18 protein-coding genes and 1 pseudogene are annotated in these 19,626 nt (G+C 61.4%); 9 read left to right on the forward strand and 10 right to left on the reverse strand.

The genetic code is table 11. The features are described 5' to 3' along the window. Positions 1–84: 84 nt before the first annotated feature. Both ACQR3T_RS01700 and ACQR3T_RS01705 read right to left on the reverse strand, forming a co-directional pair. Positions 85–216: pseudogene (locus ACQR3T_RS01700) on the reverse strand (transcriptional regulator); the annotation flags it as partial. A gap of 1,247 nt (positions 217–1,463) precedes the next feature. Next, positions 1,464–2,891 (reverse strand): short-chain fatty acyl-CoA regulator family protein, encoded by a 1,428-nt coding sequence (locus ACQR3T_RS01705; protein WP_428692343.1) that lies wholly within the window; start codon positions 2,889–2,891, stop codon positions 1,464–1,466. A 180-nt stretch (positions 2,892–3,071) separates the two neighbouring features. Here ACQR3T_RS01705 and prpD point away from each other — a divergent pair, with 180 nt between their 5' ends. From prpD to ACQR3T_RS01735, 6 genes are all read left to right on the forward strand, one after another. Continuing rightward, positions 3,072–4,574: a 2-methylcitrate dehydratase PrpD gene (prpD, locus tag ACQR3T_RS01710; RefSeq protein WP_428692344.1), complete on the forward strand. Its 1,503-nt coding sequence runs from the start codon at positions 3,072–3,074 to the stop codon at positions 4,572–4,574. After that, positions 4,574–5,485 (forward strand): methylisocitrate lyase, encoded by a 912-nt coding sequence (gene prpB / locus ACQR3T_RS01715; protein ID WP_428692345.1) that lies wholly within the window; start codon positions 4,574–4,576, stop codon positions 5,483–5,485. The genes prpD and prpB overlap by 1 nt, the downstream gene beginning before the upstream one ends. Then, on the forward strand, positions 5,485–6,606 hold the full coding sequence (locus tag ACQR3T_RS01720; protein ID WP_428692346.1) for a bifunctional 2-methylcitrate synthase/citrate synthase: 1,122 nt from the start codon (positions 5,485–5,487) through the stop codon (positions 6,604–6,606). Before prpB ends, ACQR3T_RS01720 begins: the two co-directional genes overlap by 1 nt. A gap of 50 nt (positions 6,607–6,656) precedes the next feature. After that, positions 6,657–7,610, forward strand: a complete 954-nt coding sequence (locus tag ACQR3T_RS01725; RefSeq protein ID WP_428692347.1) for a LysR family transcriptional regulator — start codon at positions 6,657–6,659, stop codon at positions 7,608–7,610. A gap of 230 nt (positions 7,611–7,840) precedes the next feature. Beyond that, on the forward strand, positions 7,841–8,842 hold the full coding sequence (locus ACQR3T_RS01730) for a putative oxygenase MesX (RefSeq protein WP_428692348.1): 1,002 nt from the start codon (positions 7,841–7,843) through the stop codon (positions 8,840–8,842). Then, complete coding sequence (locus tag ACQR3T_RS01735) at positions 8,839–9,867, forward strand: methionine synthase (protein WP_428692349.1); 1,029 nt, start codon at positions 8,839–8,841, stop codon at positions 9,865–9,867. Before ACQR3T_RS01730 ends, ACQR3T_RS01735 begins: the two co-directional genes overlap by 4 nt. Positions 9,868–10,515: 648 nt before the next feature. On the opposite strand, the gene ACQR3T_RS01740 is transcribed toward ACQR3T_RS01735, so the two are convergent. After that, the gene (locus ACQR3T_RS01740) at positions 10,516–10,923 is read right to left on the reverse strand and encodes a universal stress protein (RefSeq protein ID WP_428692350.1); all 408 of its coding nucleotides are present in this window, start codon (positions 10,921–10,923) and stop codon (positions 10,516–10,518) included. Between the two features lie 8 nt (positions 10,924–10,931). Then, the gene (locus ACQR3T_RS01745) at positions 10,932–12,371 is read right to left on the reverse strand and encodes a CitMHS family transporter (RefSeq protein WP_428692351.1); all 1,440 of its coding nucleotides are present in this window, start codon (positions 12,369–12,371) and stop codon (positions 10,932–10,934) included. Positions 12,372–12,457: 86 nt separating this feature from the next. Here ACQR3T_RS01745 and ACQR3T_RS01750 point away from each other — a divergent pair, with 86 nt between their 5' ends. Beyond that, positions 12,458–13,162: a GntR family transcriptional regulator gene (locus ACQR3T_RS01750; protein WP_428692352.1), complete on the forward strand. Its 705-nt coding sequence runs from the start codon at positions 12,458–12,460 to the stop codon at positions 13,160–13,162. Positions 13,163–13,254: 92 nt separating this feature from the next. Here the strand turns inward: ACQR3T_RS01750 and ACQR3T_RS01755 are convergent, their stop codons facing one another. The 3 genes from ACQR3T_RS01755 to ACQR3T_RS01765 are packed head-to-tail and all read right to left on the reverse strand — an operon-like array spanning position 13,255 to position 15,544. After that, complete coding sequence (locus ACQR3T_RS01755; protein WP_269608052.1) at positions 13,255–13,713, reverse strand: cupin domain-containing protein; 459 nt, start codon at positions 13,711–13,713, stop codon at positions 13,255–13,257. A 58-nt stretch (positions 13,714–13,771) separates the two neighbouring features. Next, positions 13,772–15,187, reverse strand: a complete 1,416-nt coding sequence (locus ACQR3T_RS01760) for an NAD-dependent succinate-semialdehyde dehydrogenase (protein WP_428692353.1) — start codon at positions 15,185–15,187, stop codon at positions 13,772–13,774. A 42-nt stretch (positions 15,188–15,229) separates the two neighbouring features. Next, complete coding sequence (locus tag ACQR3T_RS01765; RefSeq protein ID WP_428693029.1) at positions 15,230–15,544, reverse strand: putative quinol monooxygenase; 315 nt, start codon at positions 15,542–15,544, stop codon at positions 15,230–15,232. 91 nt (positions 15,545–15,635) lie between these two features. On the opposite strand from ACQR3T_RS01765, the gene ACQR3T_RS01770 reads away from it, so the two are divergent. Continuing rightward, on the forward strand, positions 15,636–16,691 hold the full coding sequence (locus ACQR3T_RS01770; RefSeq protein WP_428692354.1) for an Ldh family oxidoreductase: 1,056 nt from the start codon (positions 15,636–15,638) through the stop codon (positions 16,689–16,691). 166 nt (positions 16,692–16,857) lie between these two features. Here ACQR3T_RS01770 and ACQR3T_RS01775 read toward each other — a convergent pair whose 3' ends face one another. Next, entirely contained in the window at positions 16,858–17,289 is a 432-nt protein-coding gene (locus tag ACQR3T_RS01775; protein ID WP_428692355.1) for a hypothetical protein, read from the reverse strand. After that, the gene (locus ACQR3T_RS01780; RefSeq protein ID WP_428693030.1) at positions 17,286–17,777 is read right to left on the reverse strand and encodes an ATPase; all 492 of its coding nucleotides are present in this window, start codon (positions 17,775–17,777) and stop codon (positions 17,286–17,288) included. The genes ACQR3T_RS01775 and ACQR3T_RS01780 overlap by 4 nt, the downstream gene beginning before the upstream one ends. Before the next feature lie 475 nt (positions 17,778–18,252). On the opposite strand from ACQR3T_RS01780, the gene ACQR3T_RS01785 reads away from it, so the two are divergent. After that, entirely contained in the window at positions 18,253–18,801 is a 549-nt protein-coding gene (locus tag ACQR3T_RS01785; protein WP_428692356.1) for a dihydrofolate reductase family protein, read from the forward strand. A gap of 241 nt (positions 18,802–19,042) precedes the next feature. Here the strand turns inward: ACQR3T_RS01785 and ACQR3T_RS01790 are convergent, their stop codons facing one another. Next, entirely contained in the window at positions 19,043–19,579 is a 537-nt protein-coding gene (locus ACQR3T_RS01790; protein ID WP_428692357.1) for a hypothetical protein, read from the reverse strand. Positions 19,580–19,626 lie beyond the last annotated feature (47 nt).

Genomic DNA, 19,626 nt, shown 5'->3' on the forward strand with positions numbered 1-19,626 from the left:
GGCGCGGTATCCCTGTTCGTCGGATTCAGCAATCGTGTGCCGACAACGGCACACCGGTTACCGCCAGTTTTGTCGATCTCTTCGGATCGAAACGCTGGCCATCATGACGACCTCCTCGCGACGAAGCTCTTTGACGCGTCTGTTGCCGCCGTACGCAGGCAGGCCGGGTTCCTCCGGCGATATGCGTGATCGCCGTGAGCTGAGAAAGTCACGAATTTCGGTGCGAAGGTCGGTCGTACTCCTACCCCCACCTCAGAAGCGGTACCGAGCTTGGGGGACTGCCAGTACCTGAATCGGCAGTGATGCCACAAGCACGCGAACTTGCTCGGCAAATTCGTTGCGCCCGCGTGCGAGAGGGAATGTGTGGCCGGTGCGCTCTGCGATGTTGCCGCTGCGTTTCACTGATGCGCCTACGTCCACCGGGTACACGTCAGCGGGCCGTGTCGGAACGACGAGAGCCTTCTGTGTCGCCGCGTGTGAATCGAATCGGTTTGTAGTTGGTAGCGTTCGGCTCGCACGGCGCTGACAGTGACATCGACGCCGAACACGCCCGCAACCCGAATCCCTTCTCGTTCCATCAATTCGTTTGCGGCGCATCGCATGATGAAACGGTCCTTCGTCAGTACCTGGATTTTGTCGGTGTCGTCGTGGTCGAGTACCCAACTTCAACTAGGCCATGTCCAGGCATACGGTTTGCGTCGATATCTGTTGACGGTGCGGTAACTGTTGCTTCCGCACGATGTCGTGGACGCTTTCGCGTCTGTTGTCGCCGCCTTTGGCTTTTCGGCTTCGCCGGCATCATCGCCGCAGCGAACTCCCGGCCTTCAGGTAGGCGGCACCACTGCGTATCCCCGCGACGGCTATCTCGTCCGGCTCTGCAAATCCAAGACGGACCGAGTAGGCAGCCAGTCAGCGAAATCCTGGCCATACAACGACAGTGACGAAACTTGCCCGCTCGACGCTGAACTGCGGTGGGGTCACATAGATGCACTTGCCTACCGACTCCAGGGCGATGTCGGCTTGCGACGAATGAGTCTCGTTGTCACGAGTCCGCACAGAGTGTTGATGCGGGATGGCGCGCTCGTCCACCCGAAACCGTAGTCGTCCGCGGCTGATTACGACTGTGCCGTGCCGGAGCACTGGCGGTAGCTCGGTGTCACGAGAGTGTCACAAGTCGGTACGTTCGTGCATGGACTCGATCGGACGTCGATGCACGAAAAACGTTGCAAATAAATAAATATCGAGTCCATCGTAGTTTACGTGAATCCACTTCCAGGGACTTAAAATCCGCACAGTGTCGGTTCGAGTCCGACTGGGGGGCACCTCTTCCGCCGAACTCGAAGTTGTGGATGGGTTTCGGCTGCATTCCGTCCCTAACTTCGAGTTCGACTGAGTCGCCGTACAGGCCGGACGTTCCTCGCCGCCACTGTCGGGTGTCGAACTCGGATCGTGCTACTCACAGTTCAGGTATACGGGTAGGGCAGGTCGGTGTCGACGTCTTCGTCGACGAGTAGCCGGCGTCCGAGTTGTGGGAATGCGCGTTGTGAACACGAGGTGCGTTCGCACACTTTGCATCCGGGACCGATGGGTATCGATGCACCGGGGGAGTGGACCGGCAGGTTGTCGGCATATACCAGTTCGTTCGCATACGCGATGTCGCATCCGAGGCCGATCGCGAAACTCTTCTGTGGTGATCGGTATCCGAGTCCGCCACTGTCGGTGGCGCGCGCAATCCACAGATAGGAGCGGTCGTCGGGCATGGTCGCGATCTGTGTCAGTATTCGTCCCGATGCCGCGAATGCGTCGTGCACAACCCACAGTGGGCAGCTTCCACCGACACGTGAGAAGTGAAATGCACTTGCGGACTGGCGTTTCGAGATGTTGCCGGCTCGGTCGGTGCGAACGAAGAAGAACGGAACGCCCTTCGCGCCCGGTCGCTGCAACGTGGACAATCGGTGACACACGGTTTCGAAGCCGACCTCGAAAGTCAGCGACAGTAGATCGATGTCGTATCGCAGCGACTCTGCAGCGGCGAGGAATCGTTCGTAGGGCAACAGCAGGGCTCCGGCGAAATAGTTGGCCAGCCCGACGCGGGCCAGCTCCCGGGCCTGAGTGCTCAGGTTCGAGTCGGCATCGACGATCGCGTCGATCGTCGTCGAATGCGAGAGAAATGCCAGCTGGGTTGCGATCTGGTAGGCGCGTTGCCCGGCGGTCAGTCGACGCGCGAGCACGAGGGTCCCGCCGGTGTCGTCGAAGATTCGTTTGGGGCCGAGTGAGCCGGGATCATCGTCGCCGATAGTCACCGTGATGCCGTGGTCCGTTTCGATGACCTGTGCGAGTTGTAGATCGAGTGCCCCGATACTGAGCCCATTGCGCTCGAAGAGTTCCTCTGCCGCAGTATCCAATTCGGGGATGTGGTTGCGGCGGTCGTAGAAGAAGTCTCGGACTTCCTCGTAGGGCATCGGGGCGTGGCCACCCGTCGGGACGTCTGGTCCGCGCCCATCGAGTCCGACCGTGAGCCGGTCCACCTGATCGGTCGCTGCATGGAGCTTGCGGTGCAGGGAGACGAGGGTGCGCCCGATCTCCGGCATGCGCGAGACCAATTCCTGGATGTCGGACATCGACACCTCGCCTCGATCGGAGGTTTCGGTGAGGACATCGTGCAGGTCGGCGACGAGGCGAGCGTCGGTGTCGGTGGCGAAGAACGAGGGTTCGAGCTCGAACATCGTGTTGAGCTTGAGCAGTACCTGAACGGTCAGAGGTCTTTGGTCGCTCTCGAGTTGGTTCAAGTAGCTCGGCGAGAGTTCGAGTGTCTTTGCCAAAGCGGACTGCGTCAGCTGTCGTTCCTCGCGTAGGCGCCGCAGGCGCCCGCCTGCGTAGATCTTCTGCATCTCTGTCGTTGCCTCCTTCGGGTGTCGACACTGTAACCGAACTGGACTTCGCAACCTTTGCCGATTTGCAGGAACTGCATCGCAAAAATAGGCATTTGCGATGTCTTCCGCAGGTCCGGACACCTGCGTAACTTGTGAATGAAGCGTAGTAATCCCTTTCATCAGCACGGAGGATTTTCTGTGAAGACCCACCTCGTACGCACTCGCACATCCGCCGAGAACTTCCCTCAGTCCGAGCATCTGGCCTGGAAGGTCGCCGAGGTCGCCGCCGACGAGGTGGAAGTCCCCGAAGCGACGGCGGAGATGATCGTCAACCGGATCATCGACAATGCCTCGGTGGCTGCGGCGTCGCTGGTTCGGCGACCGGTGACGAGCGCCCGCGCACAGGCGCAGGCGCACCCGTACAGCCCCGGTGCCACTGTGTTCGGAATCGGTGGGAAGTACTCACCCGAGTGGGCCGCGTGGGCCAATGGGGTAGCGGTGCGAGAACTCGACTTTCACGACACGTTCCTCGCCGCCGAGTACTCCCACCCGGGGGACAATATTCCGCCGATCCTCGCGGTCGCCCAGCACGCCGCGCGCTCGGGGCGTGATCTGATCCGTGGTCTGGCCACCGGGTACGAGATTCAGATCGACCTCGTTCGCGCAATCTCGTTGCACGAGCACAAGATCGACCACGTCGCCCATCTCGGGCCCTCTGCTGCCGCCGGTATCGGTACCCTGCTCGGCCTCGACACCGAAACCATCTACCAGGCCGTCGGGCAAGCGCTGCACACCACGACGGCCACCCGTCAGTCCCGCAAGGGGTCGATCTCGAGTTGGAAGGCCTACGCTCCCGCACTCGCCGGGAAGGTCGCCGTCGAAGCCGTCGATCGAGCACTGCGCGGCGAGGGTGCCCCGTCGCCGATCTGGGAGGGTGAGGATGGGGTCATCGCGTGGCTTCTCGGTGGACCGGACGCCGAATACCATGTGCCCCTTCCCGGCCCGGGTGAAGCCAAGCATGCAATCCTCGACAGCTATACCAAGGAACACTCCGCCGAGTACCAGAGCCAGGCCCCGATCGACCTCGCCCGGCGAATGCGCGAAAAGATCTCCGATCTCGAACAGATCGAGACGATCGTGTTGCACACCAGTCACCACACGCATTACGTCATCGGCACCGGCTCGAACGATCCACAGAAGTTCGATCCCACCGCCTCCCGGGAAACCCTCGATCACTCGGTGATGTACATCTTCGCGGTCGCGCTCGAGGACGGAATCTGGCATCACGAACATTCCTATGCCCCCGCTCGTGCGCAGAGGCCGAACACGGTCGCGTTGTGGAACAAGATCTCGACGGCAGAGGACCCCGAGTGGACTCGCCGGTACCACTCGGTCGATCCGGACGAGAAGGCGTTCGGGGCACGCGCGGAGATCGCGCTGAAAGACGGCACGGTCATCGTCGACGAACTCGCGGTCGCCGACGCGCACCCACTCGGTGCCCGTCCGTTCGCCCGTGAGCAGTACATCGCGAAGTTCCGTTCGTTGGCTGACGGCGTGATCGCACCCGCGGAACAGGACCGCTTCCTCGACGCCGCCGAGCGGGCTTCCGAGCTCGCCGCAGGCGAGCTCGATCAGCTGACCTTCACTGTCGCCGACGATGTTCTGGCGAGGGCTCCGAAGACCCCGAAGGGCATCTTCTGATGCCGGGTCTCATCGCCGCCTCGACATCGGCCGCGGACAAGCGAATTGCGCTACGCGCCGCGCTTGCGTCGACGTCGATCACTCGGCTTCCCGGCGCAATCAACCCGCTGACCGCAAAGTTGATTCAGGAGATCGGTTTCGAGGGGGTCTATATCTCCGGTGGCGCATTCTCTGCCGGGCTCGGTTTGCCCGACATCGGACTCACCACGTTGACCGAGGTCATCACCCACAGTGCGCAGATCGCGGCGGTCACCGATTTGCCGGTGCTGATCGACGCCGATACCGGATTCGGTGAGCCGATGTCCGCGGCACGCACGGTGCTGGCGGCCGAGGATGCGGGGATCGCCGGGTTGCACCTCGAAGACCAGATCAACCCGAAACGCTGCGGGCACCTCGACGGCAAAGCGATCGTCCCGACAAACGAGATGGTGCGACGCCTCCGTGCGGCCGTCACCGCGCGACGTGATCCGAACTTCGTCATCTGCGCCCGCACCGACGCAGCGGGTATAGACGGAATCGACGCCGCGGTCGAGCGAGCAAAAGCGTACGCGGACGCCGGAGCAGACCTGATCTTCACCGAGGCACTCGTCGAGGAAGGCGACTTCGCGAAATTCCGTGCCGCAGTGGACACCCCGCTGCTGGCGAACATGACCGAGTTCGGCAAGTCCGAGCTGATCTCCGCGCACACCCTCGAGGACATCGGCTACAACGCTGTCATCTATCCGGTCACCACATTGCGACTGGCCATGGGGGCCATCGAAACCGGACTGCGTGAGATCCACGACCGCGGAACGCAGAAAGGACTCCTCGACCGGATGCAGACCCGCTCACGTCTGTACGAGTTGCTCGACTACGAGCGTTTCAACGAATTCGACACCGGAATTTTCAATTTCAGCCTAGGAGAGCAGTGATGACCGAGGCGATTCCCACGATCTACAAAGGGCTGGCCGGTGTCGTGGTCGACACCACCGCTATCTCCAAGGTGGTACCCGAGACGAACTCGTTGACCTACCGGGGATATGCCGTGCAGGATCTGGCCGCGCACTGCACCTTCGAGCAGGTCGCCTACCTGCTGTGGCACAGTGAGCTCCCGTCCGTGCAGCAACTCGAACTGTTCGTTCAGCGCGAGCGAGCCCAACGGCGAGCAGACCGCTCGTTGCTCTCGCTCGTCACGAAAATGCCCGACAATTGTCATCCGATGGACGTGGTGCGCACCGCGATCAGCTACCTCGGTGCGGAAGACGCTGCTGAGGAGGACAATTCGGCATCAGCGAACCTGTCCAAGGCTCTGCGCATGACGGCAGTGTTGCCGACCATCGTCGCCGCCGACCATCGCCGCCGACATGGCCTCGATCCCATCGCCCCTCATTCGCATCTGGGATTCGCGGAAAACTTCCTCAACATGTGCTTCGGCTCCGTTCCCGAACCGGAGATCGTCAAGGCCTTCGAGGTTTCCCTGATCCTGTATGCCGAGCACAGCTTCAACGCCTCCACCTTCGCTGCTCGCGTGGTCACCTCGACACTGTCGGACATCTACAGCGCCGTCACCGCCGCCATCGGAGCACTGAAGGGCCCATTGCACGGAGGTGCCAACGAAGCTGTCATGCGAGACATGCTCGAGATCGACGATCCCGAACGGGCCGCACAGTGGCTGCAGAACAAACTCGCGCGCAAGGACAAGGTCATGGGCTTCGGTCACCGTGTCTACAAGAACGGCGACTCGCGCGTACCGACGATGAACGCAGCATTCCGAGATGTCGCTACGGTGACCGGCGGAGACAAATGGGTGCGCATGTACGACATCCTCGAAAAGACAATGAACGACGCCACCGGCATCAAGCCCAACCTCGATTTCCCTACTGGCCCGGCGTATTACCTGATGGGCTTCGACATCGACGTGTTCACGCCGATTTTCGTCATGAGTCGCATCACCGGTTGGACGGCTCACATCATCGAGCAAGGTGCGTCGAACGCGCTGATCCGACCACTGAGCGAGTACTCGGGAGTGCCGCAACGCGCTGTCGTCGCCTGACGCCGGCTACCCGTGAGTCCGATTCCCCACTGCGTGCGATGATTTGATTCATGGCACGGGACGTCGCGAGCACGGTGCGAGGCATTACCCTTCAGCAGTTGCGCTACTTCGTAGAAGTGGCCGCCGAGGGGTCCATCAGTGCCGCGGCGGACTTGCTGTACGTTGCACAACCGACCATGTCGGCCGCATTGAAAGACCTGGAACGTCGCGTGGGTCGGACCCTCTTCGTTCGCTCGACCCGCGGGGTGACACTCACCGAGGATGGAGCCGAATTTCTCGGCTACGCGCGTCAGGTGGTCGAGCAATCAGAGCTCTTGGAACAGCGGTACCTCGGCCGAGGGCCTGCTCGACGGCTCTTGGCCGTCTCGACTCAGCACTACTCGTTCGTCGTCGACGCCTTCGTTCGCATGGTGAAAGCGTCTGAGGCTCCGGAGTATTCGTTCAGCCTTCGAGAGACCCGCACGTGGGAAATCATCGAGGATGTCCGCACGCTCCGCAGTGAACTCGGTGTCCTCTATCGCAACGAGTTCAATGCAAGCGTCATCGACAAGCTGATTCGCGAGGCAGGTCTGGTGTTCACGCCGCTGTTTCTGGCGTCGCCGCATATTTTCATCGCCCGCACGAATCCCCTGTCGGGGCGAAAGAGTGTGGAGCTGAGTGATCTCGAAGAATTTCCGCGTCTCACGTTCGACCAGGGCGCGAACAATTCCTTCTACCTCTCCGAAGAGATACTCTCCACCCGTTCGTCCAGACAAGAGATCCGGGTGAGCGATCGTGCCACCATCTTCAACCTCATGATCGGTCTGGGCGGATACACGATCTCCACCGGCATCGTCTCGGATGATCTCGATCCGTCCATCATTGCTGTTCCGCTCGACGTCGACGATCGCATCGAGATCGGTTGGATCGGTCATGCTTCGGTGTCGTTGACCGTCCAGGCTCAGCGCTTCGTGGCAGAGATGCGCGACGTCGTGTCTGGCTTCGGCGTCGACCTATTGACATAGCCTTTGCCTATGTTCAGCCATTGTCGAGAGTGATTATCCTATGACGAGTGGTCCAACTAGGCTGGTGCGCAGGCTGCTTCGGACAGCCGCCTTTCGGTTCTGTCTACCTGAGAAACCGGCCCGACCGCCGAGAACTTCGGTCGAAGTAGCGCGACGGCTCAGTTAATGAACCCGTGTGGTGACGCGTTTGTCACCACATTCACCGCACGTGATTGGGGCTACTGGTCAGCATGACGAACGACTGTACTTTCAGCATCAGTACGACGCGCTTCGACGAGGACTACACCCCGTCGACGAACTCGCGTCACACGACCAACTTCGCGAATCTCGCACGCGGCGAGAACGGTCGACGGAACTTACGTAGCGCGATGACGATGATGCACACCCGGCTCAACGAGCTGGTTCAGGACGACAACCAAGGTAGCGACCGCTACGCACTCGAATTGGACATCATCTCGGTGGATCTGCATCTCGCGTTCGATGGAGCAGACGCAGCCTTTCCGGTAATCGAAATTCTCGATGTCGGCATAGTCGATACCACTACCGGCACCCGCACGAAGGGCATCGTCGGAAACAACTTCTCCTCGTACATTCGCGATTACGATTTCATCGTTCAACTCCCGAAGCACCGAACAGTGGGCATTCCCAGCGACTTCGGCGATGTGCACGGCCAGGTCTTTCAGCGTTTTGTCGATTCGCGCGAGTACCGTGAACGGTTCTCGCAGCCCCCGGTCATCTGTATCAGCGTGTCGACGTCCAGAACGTACCGTCGCCGCAGGAATCACCATCCGGTGCTCGGTTTCGAGTACGAGGCAGAGGGCAAGTCGATCACCGATCAGTACTTCGGAAAGATGGGTCTCGGGGTTCGCTACTTCATGCCTCAGGGGTCCGTCGCTCCCTTGGCGTTCTACCACTGCGGTGACTTGCTCAACGATTATTCAGGCTTGGCACTCGCCGGAACGATCGCGACAATGGAGAGTTTCCAGAAAATCTATCGTCCTGAAATTTACAACGCAAACACTGCCGCCTCGGAGGTCTACCGGCCGAGTCTCGACAACGACAACTATTCATTTCCGCAGGTGACCTACGACCGTGTCGAGCGCAATCGACTTGCGACGACACAAGCCGAATTCACCGACGTGAATCTCATGCAGCCGTACGGCTCAGTCCTGAAGCGGTGGGCCACCGAGCAACGCACCCGACCGTGCGAGACCGAAAGGTATCGAAGATGAACCCACTCCTGCCCACCTCGATCGTCGGAAGCCTCCCCAAGCCCTCGTGGCTCTCCGAGCCGGAGAAGCTCTGGTCGCCGTGGAAATTGCGAGACGACGAATTGCGCGAAGGGAAGCTGGACGCTCAGTCGCTTGCAGCCGATGAGCAGCGTCGTGCAGGGCTCCACATCATCAGCGATGGTGAACAGACGCGTCAGCACTTCGTGACCACGTTCATCGAGCATCTGAAGGGTGTCGATTTCGATCGGCGCGAGACAGTGCGAATTCGCGACCGATACGACGCAAGCGTCCCGACGGTTGTCGGCGCGGTGAGCCGGGAACAATCAGTGTTTGCCGCCGATGCGAGTGGCCTCAGAGCATTGACCGACCAGCCGATCAAATGGGCACTGCCTGGCCCTATGACAATGATCGACACGCTCTACGACGACCATTACAAGAGTCGTGAGAAGCTCGCGTGGGAGTTCGCGACTCTTCTGAATGAAGAGGCGAAGGACTTGGAAGCGGCCGGCGTCGACATTATCCAGATCGACGAGCCCGCATTCAACGTGTTCTTCGACGAGCTCGAAGACTGGGGGATCGCGACACTCGAGCGCGCAGTCGAAGGGCTGAATTGCGAAACTGCCGTTCACATCTGTTACGGCTACGGAATCAAAGCCAACACCGACTGGAAGGCAACACTCGGGTCCGAGTGGCGACAGTACGAACGGTCTTTCCCACTGCTGCAACAGTCTTCGATCGACATCGTCTCGCTGGAGAGCCACAATTCGCGCGTACCCGTGGACCTGATCGAACTGCTTCGGGGTAAGAAGGTCATGCTGGGTGCGATCGATGTAGCGAGCAACACCGTCGAGACTGTCGAAGAAGTCGCTGAAACCCTCCGCCGTGCACTTCCGTTCGTCGACGCGGACAAGCTGTACCCGAGTACAAATTGCGGTATGGCACCACTCGACCGACGCGTCGCACGAGACAAGATGGTCGCGCTCACCGCTGGTGCGGACCTTCTGCGACGTCAGTTGTCCGAGTGATTCGCGTGACCCGGCGACACCCGAGTCGGCTGACATCGGCGCTGCGGGTACGCGCCGCTTCAGTTGGGCTCGATGCCGGCGGACGCAAGGATCCGTGCGCCCTCGGAAGTACGGCATTCGGACAGATCTACCAGGGCCCTTCGTCTCGGGACGGTTCGATCGTGCTGATGCGAGTGACGCTCGATGTCACGAGAGTGTCACAAGTCGGTACGATTCGAGGTGGACCGGTTCGGGCGGTGATAGACGAAAATCGTTGCAAATCAACAAGTATCGAGTCCAGAGACGTTCAGTCGAATTCACTTCTAGGGACTTGAAATCCGCACAGTGTCGGTTCGGGTCCGACTGGGGCACGGAGTACCTATGGCTCCGAAAATGTAGCGTGAGCAACGGGTTTCGGCGGGGGTCGTGGACTTCTGCCTACGTCGACGGCTGTGAATAAACAAATGACGCAGTGGGATCTGAATCCGCTCTGCCACCGATCAAGGGCATGACGCACATTGTGGAGGGAGCATTGCGGACCCGGCGTCCTACATCTGTTCTGCGTTCTCGCCTCTCAGCGTGACCGGTGCGTCAGTGACCACGTGCAGATGTGTCGGTTACGGTGATTCGAGGACCGGTAACCGGGCATATCTTCTGCGCTACTCGGGTTCAGTCGAGCGGGGATTTTATGGTTACGACGGGGCAGGGTGCGTCGAGCATGACTCGTTGGACTTGGCTGCCGAGTAGCAGCTTCATCGTTGCCGATCGACGGCGCATGCCAATGACCACGAGGTCGGCCGAGACTGACTCGGCGACTTCGATGATCTGTGTCGCTGCATCATGGCCAGCTGAATGGACGGTGTGAGAAATTTCGACTTTTACAAGTTCGGCGGCGATCGATTCTCCGAGTGTGGGGGAGCTGTAGTTGGGGCTCGCCGGAGAATCAGCACCGCCGACGAGCACGACGTGGACGCGTAGTCCGGTGGGGCTGCTGGCCATTGCGGTGCCATGGTTCAGAACCCAGTCGAATGCGAGTCGGCTTTCGGGTCGATCGTTCTGTGCGATGACGATATTCATGGATGTCCTTATCCGGGGTAGGCGGCGGTGAGTGCGCCCACGGCGAGCATGACCACGCAGACGAGTGATGCGCGCCAAATTGCTTTTCGAAGGTGCGCTCCGAGTTCGACTTTGGCGAGTCCGATGAGCAGGAGGAACGATGCAACCAACGGGCTCGACGTGTGCAGGGGTTGACCGACGATGGCAGCCCGTGCCATTTCTTCGCTGGTGATGCCGTAGTGCGATGCGGTTTCGGTGAGCACTGGTAGTACTCCGAAGAAGAAGGCGTCGTTGCTCATCAGGAATGTCAGCGGGATGCTGAGCGCGCCGGCAACGATAGCCAGGTGGGGTCCGAAGGCGTCGGGGATCACGTCGACGAGCCATCGTGACATTTCTTCGACCATGCCGGTTCCGTTGAGTACGCCGGTGAGAACCGATGCCGCGAAGACGAGGGCGACGACGGAGACGACGCTCGATGCGTGGGATTTGATTTGGTCGGACTGTTCGCTGACACGCGGGAAGTTGAGCACGAGTGCGATGCCGACGGCGATCAAAAATGTCACGGGTGGTTCGACGATATCGAGGACGAGCAGTGTCATCACGGCGACGGTGAGAGCGAGGTTGAGCCACAACAGCTTCGGGCGGGCTTTGGGTCGGTGCAGGTGTGCCGCAGCGTCGTCGGGGAGGTCGCCGAAGTCGCTGGTATCGGGGGTTGCTGTCGCAGGCGTGTCGTCGCCTGTGTCTGCAGAGCCGGCGGCCGGTCGATCCGATCCGGTGGAGGCGCTGTTTCCCGTTCCTGCTGTGGTGGTCACACTTTCGCGCTGGAGGATGCGTGATTCGGGATCGAGGGTGAGGGTGCCGACTCGCCTGCGTTCCGCGCGGCCGAGGAAGTAGGCGAGGACGGTGACGGCGATCAGGCCTGCTGCGATGGCGGGGATCATCGGGACGAAGATGTCGATCGGAGAGACGCCGAGTGCTGCTGAGGCCCGTGCTGTCGATCCACCCCACGGAACAGTATTGAGGACACCATTGGCTGTGGCTGCGACGACGGTCAGGACGACCGGGCTCATGCGGAGTCTGAGGTAGATCGGCAGGAATGCCGACGTCACGATGATGAAGGTGGTCGATCCATCACCGTCGAGGGAGACGATCGAGGTCAGTAGTGCGGTACCGACGACCAGACGCATCGGATCGTTCTTGACGAATTTGAGGATCAGTCTGATCAGGGGGTCGAAGAGCCCGACGTCGATCATGATTCCGAAGAACGTGATGGCGAAGAACAGCAGTGCTGCAGTGGGGGCGAGTTTGAGCAGAGCTTCCATGATGATGTCGCTCAGGCCCAGACCTGCGCCTGCGAACAGGCCGAACGCAGTAGGCACCAGGATAAGTGCTGCGACCGGTGTGATGCGTTTGCTCATGATCAGGTACATGAAAACCGCGATCATGGAAAAACCGAGTATGACGAGCATCGTCGCCCTTTCGTGTAGTGGTGTGCATCACTGTATACCGTATGGCATTCCTTTGCGAGTGCCGAGCGGTTGGCTACGATGCATTCATGACGGGCGACAGCAAGAGTGATCGGGTGTATGCGCAGCTCAAGGCGGAGATCATGTCGGGTGAGATCGCGCCTGGCTCGTCGCTGGGCGCGATTTCCATCGGTGAGCGGCTGAATGCGTCCAGAACCCCTGTGCGGCAAGCATTTGTGCGGCTCGAGGCCGAAGGTCTCGTCACGCTGGTCGACCGGCAGGGTGCACGGGTGGCACCGATATCGATATCGGGGGTGCGTGATCTTTTCGAGCTTCGCTCACTGCTCGAGTCGACGGCTACCGGGATGGTTGCCGATGCCGTGCGCTTCGATCCGGCTGCGGCTGCGCCGTTCATCGAGATTCTCGGCGAGCTCGACAGCATGGAGAACGAGAAACCGTCGAGTCAGCGGTGGGAGCGCTTCTACGAACTCGCCGAGCAGTTCGATCGGGCGGTGATCTCGTACACGCGTAACGCGCACTTGTCTCGATCGATTGCCGAATTAAGGCCGCACAGTGCGCGTTTGAGGTCGATTGCGCACACCAGCCCGGATCGCCTCGAGCGCTCGCTGGTGGAGCATCAGCAGATGTGTCGGGCGATCATCGCCGGAGACTCGACGGCTGCAAAGGCAGCGGCGGCCGAGCACCTCGAGGCCACTGAGCGAACCATCCTCGATGCAGTGATGAATCCTGCACGTGCGGGCCGTGGTCCTCGGATCGATGTCGTCACCGCCTGAGCTTTGTCCGACCGGCTGATCGTCGTGCGGGCCGCAGGACTCGGAGTCCTGCCGGAGTCCTGCGGCCTTCGGGTATGACGCGGGCGAACTCGTCAGGCGATGTTCGTGCCGTGTTCCTCGTCGATGCGGGTGGTCACGCCGGTGGAGATGACGGTGCGGTTGGCGTCGATGGAGGCGTAGGTCCAGAAGATGTGGAGTTCGTCGGTGTCGGAGGTGTTGTGGAAAAAGTGTCGAATACCTGCCGGGATGAACGAGTTGTCGCCCACCGTGACGGGATACTCCTTGCCGTCGATGTGTGCGACGGCCGATCCTTTAAGGACCAGTACCGACTCGTCACAGTTGTGGATGTGTTCGGGGATCGCCGATCCGGGGGCGAACATGGTGATGCCGTTGAGGAAGTCCTTCGCGCCGACCTGTTGTGAGACAAGCGGAATCGTGCGGGCTCCTCCGCCGCGTTGGCGTGGGGTGATGCCGGAGGAATGAAGCACGACAGCGGGGCGGCCGTCGTCGCTGGCGGAGTCGGTGACGGTACGGCCTTCGGTGGTTGTCATCGGTGATGGTCCTTTCGGGTGACGCGGGGTGTAGGGCAGTGCACTGGGCAGTTGGGTGTCACTCCGATGTGGGTGCGACCGTGGCTGGAGTGTTCATGGCCCACCAGGTACGCACGTTGACGAATTCGCGGATACCGGCGGAGGCGAGTTCTCGGCCGTAACCGGATCGCTTGGTGCCGCCGAAGGGCATTCGGGCGTCGGAGGCGACGACGGCGTTGACGAAGCATGCACCGGAGGTGACGCGTTTTCCGACGGCAATGGCCTTGTCGACATCTGCGCTCCAGATGCTGGCGCCCAGCCCGAATCGGGTGTCGTTGGCGACGTGTACTGCTTCGTCGGCGTCTGCCACGGTGATGATGGACGCGACCGGGCCGAACGATTCTTCGTGATACGCGGCCATCCCGGTTCCGACGTTGCCCAGGACCGTGGGGGCGTAGAAGTTGCCGGGCCGATCGAGAGCCGTGCCGCCGGTGAGCAGGGTCGCTCCCGCATCGACGGAGTCTTGGACCTGTGCAGCGACGCCGTCACGTAGATCAGCTCGGGCCATGGGGCCGACGTCGGTACCGTCGGCTTCGGGATCGCCGACGGTCAGCGATTCGACTGCGGCGACGACCAGTCGGGTGAACTCGTCGGCCACCGGGGCTTCGACGATGAACCGTTTCGGGGAGATGCACGATTGGCCGGCATTGAGGAAGCGGCCCTTGGCGGCCAGGTGCGCGACCTTGGGGAGGTCGGCGTCGGCGAGAACGATGAAGGGATCCGAGCCGCCGAGCTCGAGCACCGATTTTTTGATTTCGCGTCCGGCGATGGAGCCCACTGCAGATCCGGCGCGTTCGCTGCCGGTGATGGTCACGGCACCGACGCGGGGATCGGAGATGAGGCGTTCGGTGACCGCCGGTACGTCGACCTCGGCGACGAGCAGGGTGGTGAACAATCCTGCGGGCAACCCCGCGGCTTCGAGAATGGCCTGAGCTTCGAGAGCAGAGCCCGTGGTGTTGGGAGAGTGCTTCAACAATGCAGCGTTCCCGGCCATCAGCGCGGGCGCAGCGAAACGAAAGACCTGCCAGAGCGGGAAGTTCCACGGCATGATCGCCAGCACGATCCCGATGGGTTCGTACGACACCCAGGAGGTGTCGGCGGAGGTCTCGTAGATCTCGTCGGCGAGAAAGCCGGCAGCATTGTCGGCGTAATACTCGAGACCGACAGCGCATTTTTCGACCTCGGCGCGGGACTCGGCGAGCGGCTTGCCCATCTCTCGGGTCACCAACAACGCCAGTGACTCCGCGCGGGATCTCAATTCGGCGGCTCCGGCGTGCAAGATTTTCGAGCGGTCATCGAAACCGGTATGCGCCCAATCGGTCTGGGAGGCCGAAGCAGTGTCGAGCGCAGCGTCGATGACCGCGTCGCTCATCGCCTCGTACGTAGCGAGCTCGCGGCCGGTCGCCGGGTTGATGGTTGTGATGGAAGCAGACATTGATGAAGTTCTCCTGGATAGGTGGCCCGAAAACGAGAAATGTCAGACGGACTCGGACGCGATCACGGTGGTGACGGAACTGCCGAACGTGTTGTGTTGCGAGCCGGGAACGATTACGTCCTCGGCGATCTCCCGCCAGGCAGCGAAATGTGGGGACGCTTTGTGCGCGTCGAACGCAGCGCGGTCGGAGTAACGCTCGTAGTAGAAGAAGTGGTTGGGTGTGCTCTCGTCCTCGAATACGTCGAACTGATGGCATCCGGGCTCATCTCGCACCGACGACACTGCGTTCTCGACGATCGCGCCAATGAATTTCTCGCGCTTGTCGGGCTTGACGCTCACTGACACCAGCAGGTTCATCACGGAAAGGCTCCTCGACTCGAATGTGATCCACGTTATGTATGTCGTAGTGTATACCTAAACGTATCGAATGAAACGAGGGATTGATTCCATGACCGACGAAACCCGCATCGAACCCGATGCGCTCACCGAGTTCGCTGCCGCGGTCCTGCGGTCTCACGACGTTCCCGAAGCCGATTCCCGACTCGTGGCGGACAGTCTCGTGCAGTCCGACCTGTGGGGGCATCAGTCCCACGGTGTGCTCCGTTTGCCGTGGTACGTGGCGCGGCTCCGTACCGGTGCGATGACTGCGGTCACCGCACCGGAAGTCGTCGCGGATGCGGGTGCCCTGCAGATCCTCGACGGCCGCGACGGTATCGGCCAGGTATTGACGGAAACCGCCCGGAAGTCGGCGATCGAACGGGCACGTCGATACGGCATCGGAATGGTCGGAGTCCGCAATTCGAACCACTTCGGCACGGCGATGTACTACACCCGGCGTGCAGCACTCGACGGCTGCGCGTCCATCCTGACCACCAACGCCAGCCCAGCGATGGCACCGTGGGGTGGGCGCGAGAAACGCCTCGGCACAAACCCCTGGTCGATCGGGGCACCTGCACCCACGCCAGGGGGAGCGGTGGTCGTCGACATCGCCAACACCGCCGTTGCCCGGGGCAAGATCTACCTCGCGCGAAACAGAGGCGAATCGATCCCGGACACGTGGGCGATGAACGCCGACGGCCGCATCACCACCGACGCATCCGAGGCGATCGACGGCGTCATCTTGCCCATGGCGGGCCACAAGGGTTACGCCATCACCTTCATGATGGACATCCTCTCCGGCGCGCTCACCGGCAGTAACACCGGCACAGCGGTGACGGGACCGTACGTCTCAGACCGGCCCAGTGGAGCGGGCCACATGTTCATCGCCATCGACGTCGCCAGCGCAGGCAAGACCGAGCAGTATCTCGAGGCTGTACAAGGACTGATCGACGAGGTGCATTCCACCCCGCTAGCGGAAGGTAGCGACCGCATCTACTACCCCGGCGAGGTCGAGGACAACGCTGCGGCAAGCAATCTCGCTGACGGGGGAGTGGTGCTGGCCGAACAGACCCTCGCCGACATCCGGGCACTGGCAACTGAAACCGGCACCTCTCTTCCCTTCTGAATCCTGCCCCGCCCTCGAGGTATTCTCCAGATGTGGCTGCGAGACAACGGCTCGGCCAGGGGGTGGGGCTTCGCGATCCGCCTCCCCACTCGCTGAGCAACGGGCACCGAATCGGGCGAAGTGCCCGATCATCGGAACGTCGAGACGCGTTGAGTAGCTTTCGCTTTCAACCGATCCTGTCGAATCGCATCGACATCCACGTCGTCCATCCGTCGCCGTCGAATTGTTCCCATCGAGTTGTCATGTGGCTGGTCCCGGCTCGGAAGTGGAACCAGCTGCGAATACCGTTGCCCTCCAGAGGGAGAAGGTTGTCCTCGCGCAACGACAGTCGCATGAGCCCGGGTTCGGAGGCTTCGTCGAATGCGTACATGCGCCAGCCCCCGTCGGGGTGTGCCCCGCCGATCAGTTCGTGCGCGAGGGTGCGGTGGCCACCGATCGTGACGTCGACGTCGTGCGCAATCCACTGTCCGCCCGGCAACGCGGTGTAGGAATCCGTACCCGCTATTCCACTTTCGGGATTCCCGTGTCGATCCACGACGGTGCCCGATGTCCGCCACCGGCCCAGAATGGGATCCAAAGTGGCCAGTGAAACGCTCATTTGCCGGTGCGGATCGCTGCGTCCAATGACTCCAGCGAATCGTCGAGGAAACTCTTCGGAACCGCTGGCATCCCGCCGATCTCCTCTCGCACTGCTGCGGGTGTGTCGCTCCAATCGTAGCTAAGGGTCACCCGAGTTCCGTCGTCGTGAGATGCCAGGTCGTAACGCCACCACCATCCGCCTGCGTCGAGTTCGCCGTCGCTGCTCTTTGAACACGGCAGCCACGCGATGATGCGGTCGCGCTCGAATGCTGTGACGAGGTTGTGCATTACGTAGTGTCCACCCGCCGCCTCGAGGAACATGTTGACCGCGAACGTGTTTCCCGGGCCGGTGATCGGAGACGTGTCGATAGCGTCGCGAACCCAATCGGTCGGCTCGGTGTGTTGGTGATTGTCGGGGTCGGTCAGGAACGCGAAGATGTCCGACGCCGCCGCGCCGATGGTGCGGGTGCTGGTGAATCGCTCGATCGGGGGCGTTGGGTCGGTCAGTGATTGGGACAGGATTACGTTGTTGCCGGCAGGGTCAGGGAGTACGGCGAGCTTGAATTGCCCGGAGGGCACTGTGAATGCCTCGGCGTCGATACCGCGAGAGCCGATGTCGAGTAGTGCGGTGTCCAGGTCGGGTACTCCGAGGACGACATCGTGCCCGCCGGCCCGTGTGGGGTCGTGATAGATCTGTACTCCGCGCCCGTCGCCGAGGTCCCATTCGGCGTCGGGGTCCATCGGCCGTCGGTCGAAGGTGCGGCCGAACAGCTTTGTGTACCAGTCGATAGCGGTGTCGTGATCGTCGACGAACAACACTGGCAGAGTATGAATTATCTGCATACCAAATCCTTCGCATCGGTAGATGTAGAACCTTGCTATGGGTTCTGACCGAACGAAGTCCGCAAACTCACCGCACAGGTATAACGACAGGTGCCTGAAACGGGCGAGAAGTGGGTGGACACAGTGGTACTTTCCGGTGATGCGCACACTGGTTGTCACGCAGAACATCACGGTCGACGGCGTGATCGAGGCGACCGACGATTGGTTCGACCGAGCAGGGCACGACCCCGAACTCGACGCGGCGCTGGCCGCGCAACGCGATGCGTCGGACGGCTTCTTGGTTGGGCGGGTGACATTCGAGGGTATGCGTGACTTCTGGGGGCCGAAAACCGATGACACGACGGGGGTGACTCAACATCTGAATCGCGTCGCAAAGTACGTCGTGTCCTCGACCATGAAGGACCCCGGGTGGACGAATTCGACTGTGCTGTCCGGAGATCTGATCGAGGAGGTCACGCGGGTCAAGGCGTTGGACGGTGCCGACATCGTCTGCACGGGGAGTATCGGATTGTGTCGGGATCTGATCGCGGCCGACCTCGTCGACGAGTACAGGTTGTTCCAGTACCCGTACGCGCGCGGACATGGCGAACGACTTTTCGACGGCACCCCGTCGCAGAAACTGCGCCTGCTGGAGTGCCGAGCGTTTCGGTCCGGATCGTCCTTGATGCGTTACGGGGTCGACCGGTGACGGTTGTCGAACGCGAATCCATTGCTCGGGCTCGGGCTACGTGTGGGGGACAGGGCTGTACACCAACTCCTGAATGCCACCGTCGAAGGTTCGACAGTCGATCATGTCCAGGTCGAAGTCCGAACCGTCGCGATAGATCGGATGGGTCGATCATCGCGCTGAGCATCACTGCGAGCTCTGGGACGCGATCACCCCAGAGTGAGGGTCGAGCCGTGCATCGTGAACGTCCGCGAATCAAGGGTCAACTCGCCCCGAACATGAACCTCGTCGGCTCGACCTGGTCTCGGGTCGGAAATGCGTAAGCGCGGGTGGGACGCAGCTCCCAGGCCTGGAAGGGTGGCCCACCGGACGTCGGTGCCGCGTACGGTGCGTCGAGTTCATCGCCTCGAACCTCGGTGGGCCAGCCGAAGACGTCGAGCATGGCTGCGGAGGCACGGTGCATGTCGTCCGCCGTTGTGAGGCGTTCGGCAACACCGTCGACGACGAGATGCACCTCGCCGAGGTCGATGGCGAGGGAGACCTCGTTGTCGTTCTGCAGGTGCGCAGTTTTCGACGCCGACGCTTTGGTGGCGAAGAAGAATGACGTCTCACCCCACGCCGCGAATACCGGCCGGGTGTGGACACCGCCTCGACGACAACGGACATTGAGCCAACTCGTCATCTCTCCGGATTGCAGTGTCGCTGCAATGTCCGACCAGCGTGCGGCTCCGTCGCTTTCCTTCTCGCTGGCGGTGCCGCGGCCGGTGCGGGCAATGATCTTCGCTTCGATGTTGTCCATACATGGTCAGACCTCGGGTGGGCACCGAACTCATCGCGGCTGCCCAC

Source organism: Rhodococcus sp. IEGM1428, assembly GCF_050321865.1.
Lineage (GTDB): Bacteria > Actinomycetota > Actinomycetes > Mycobacteriales > Mycobacteriaceae > Rhodococcoides.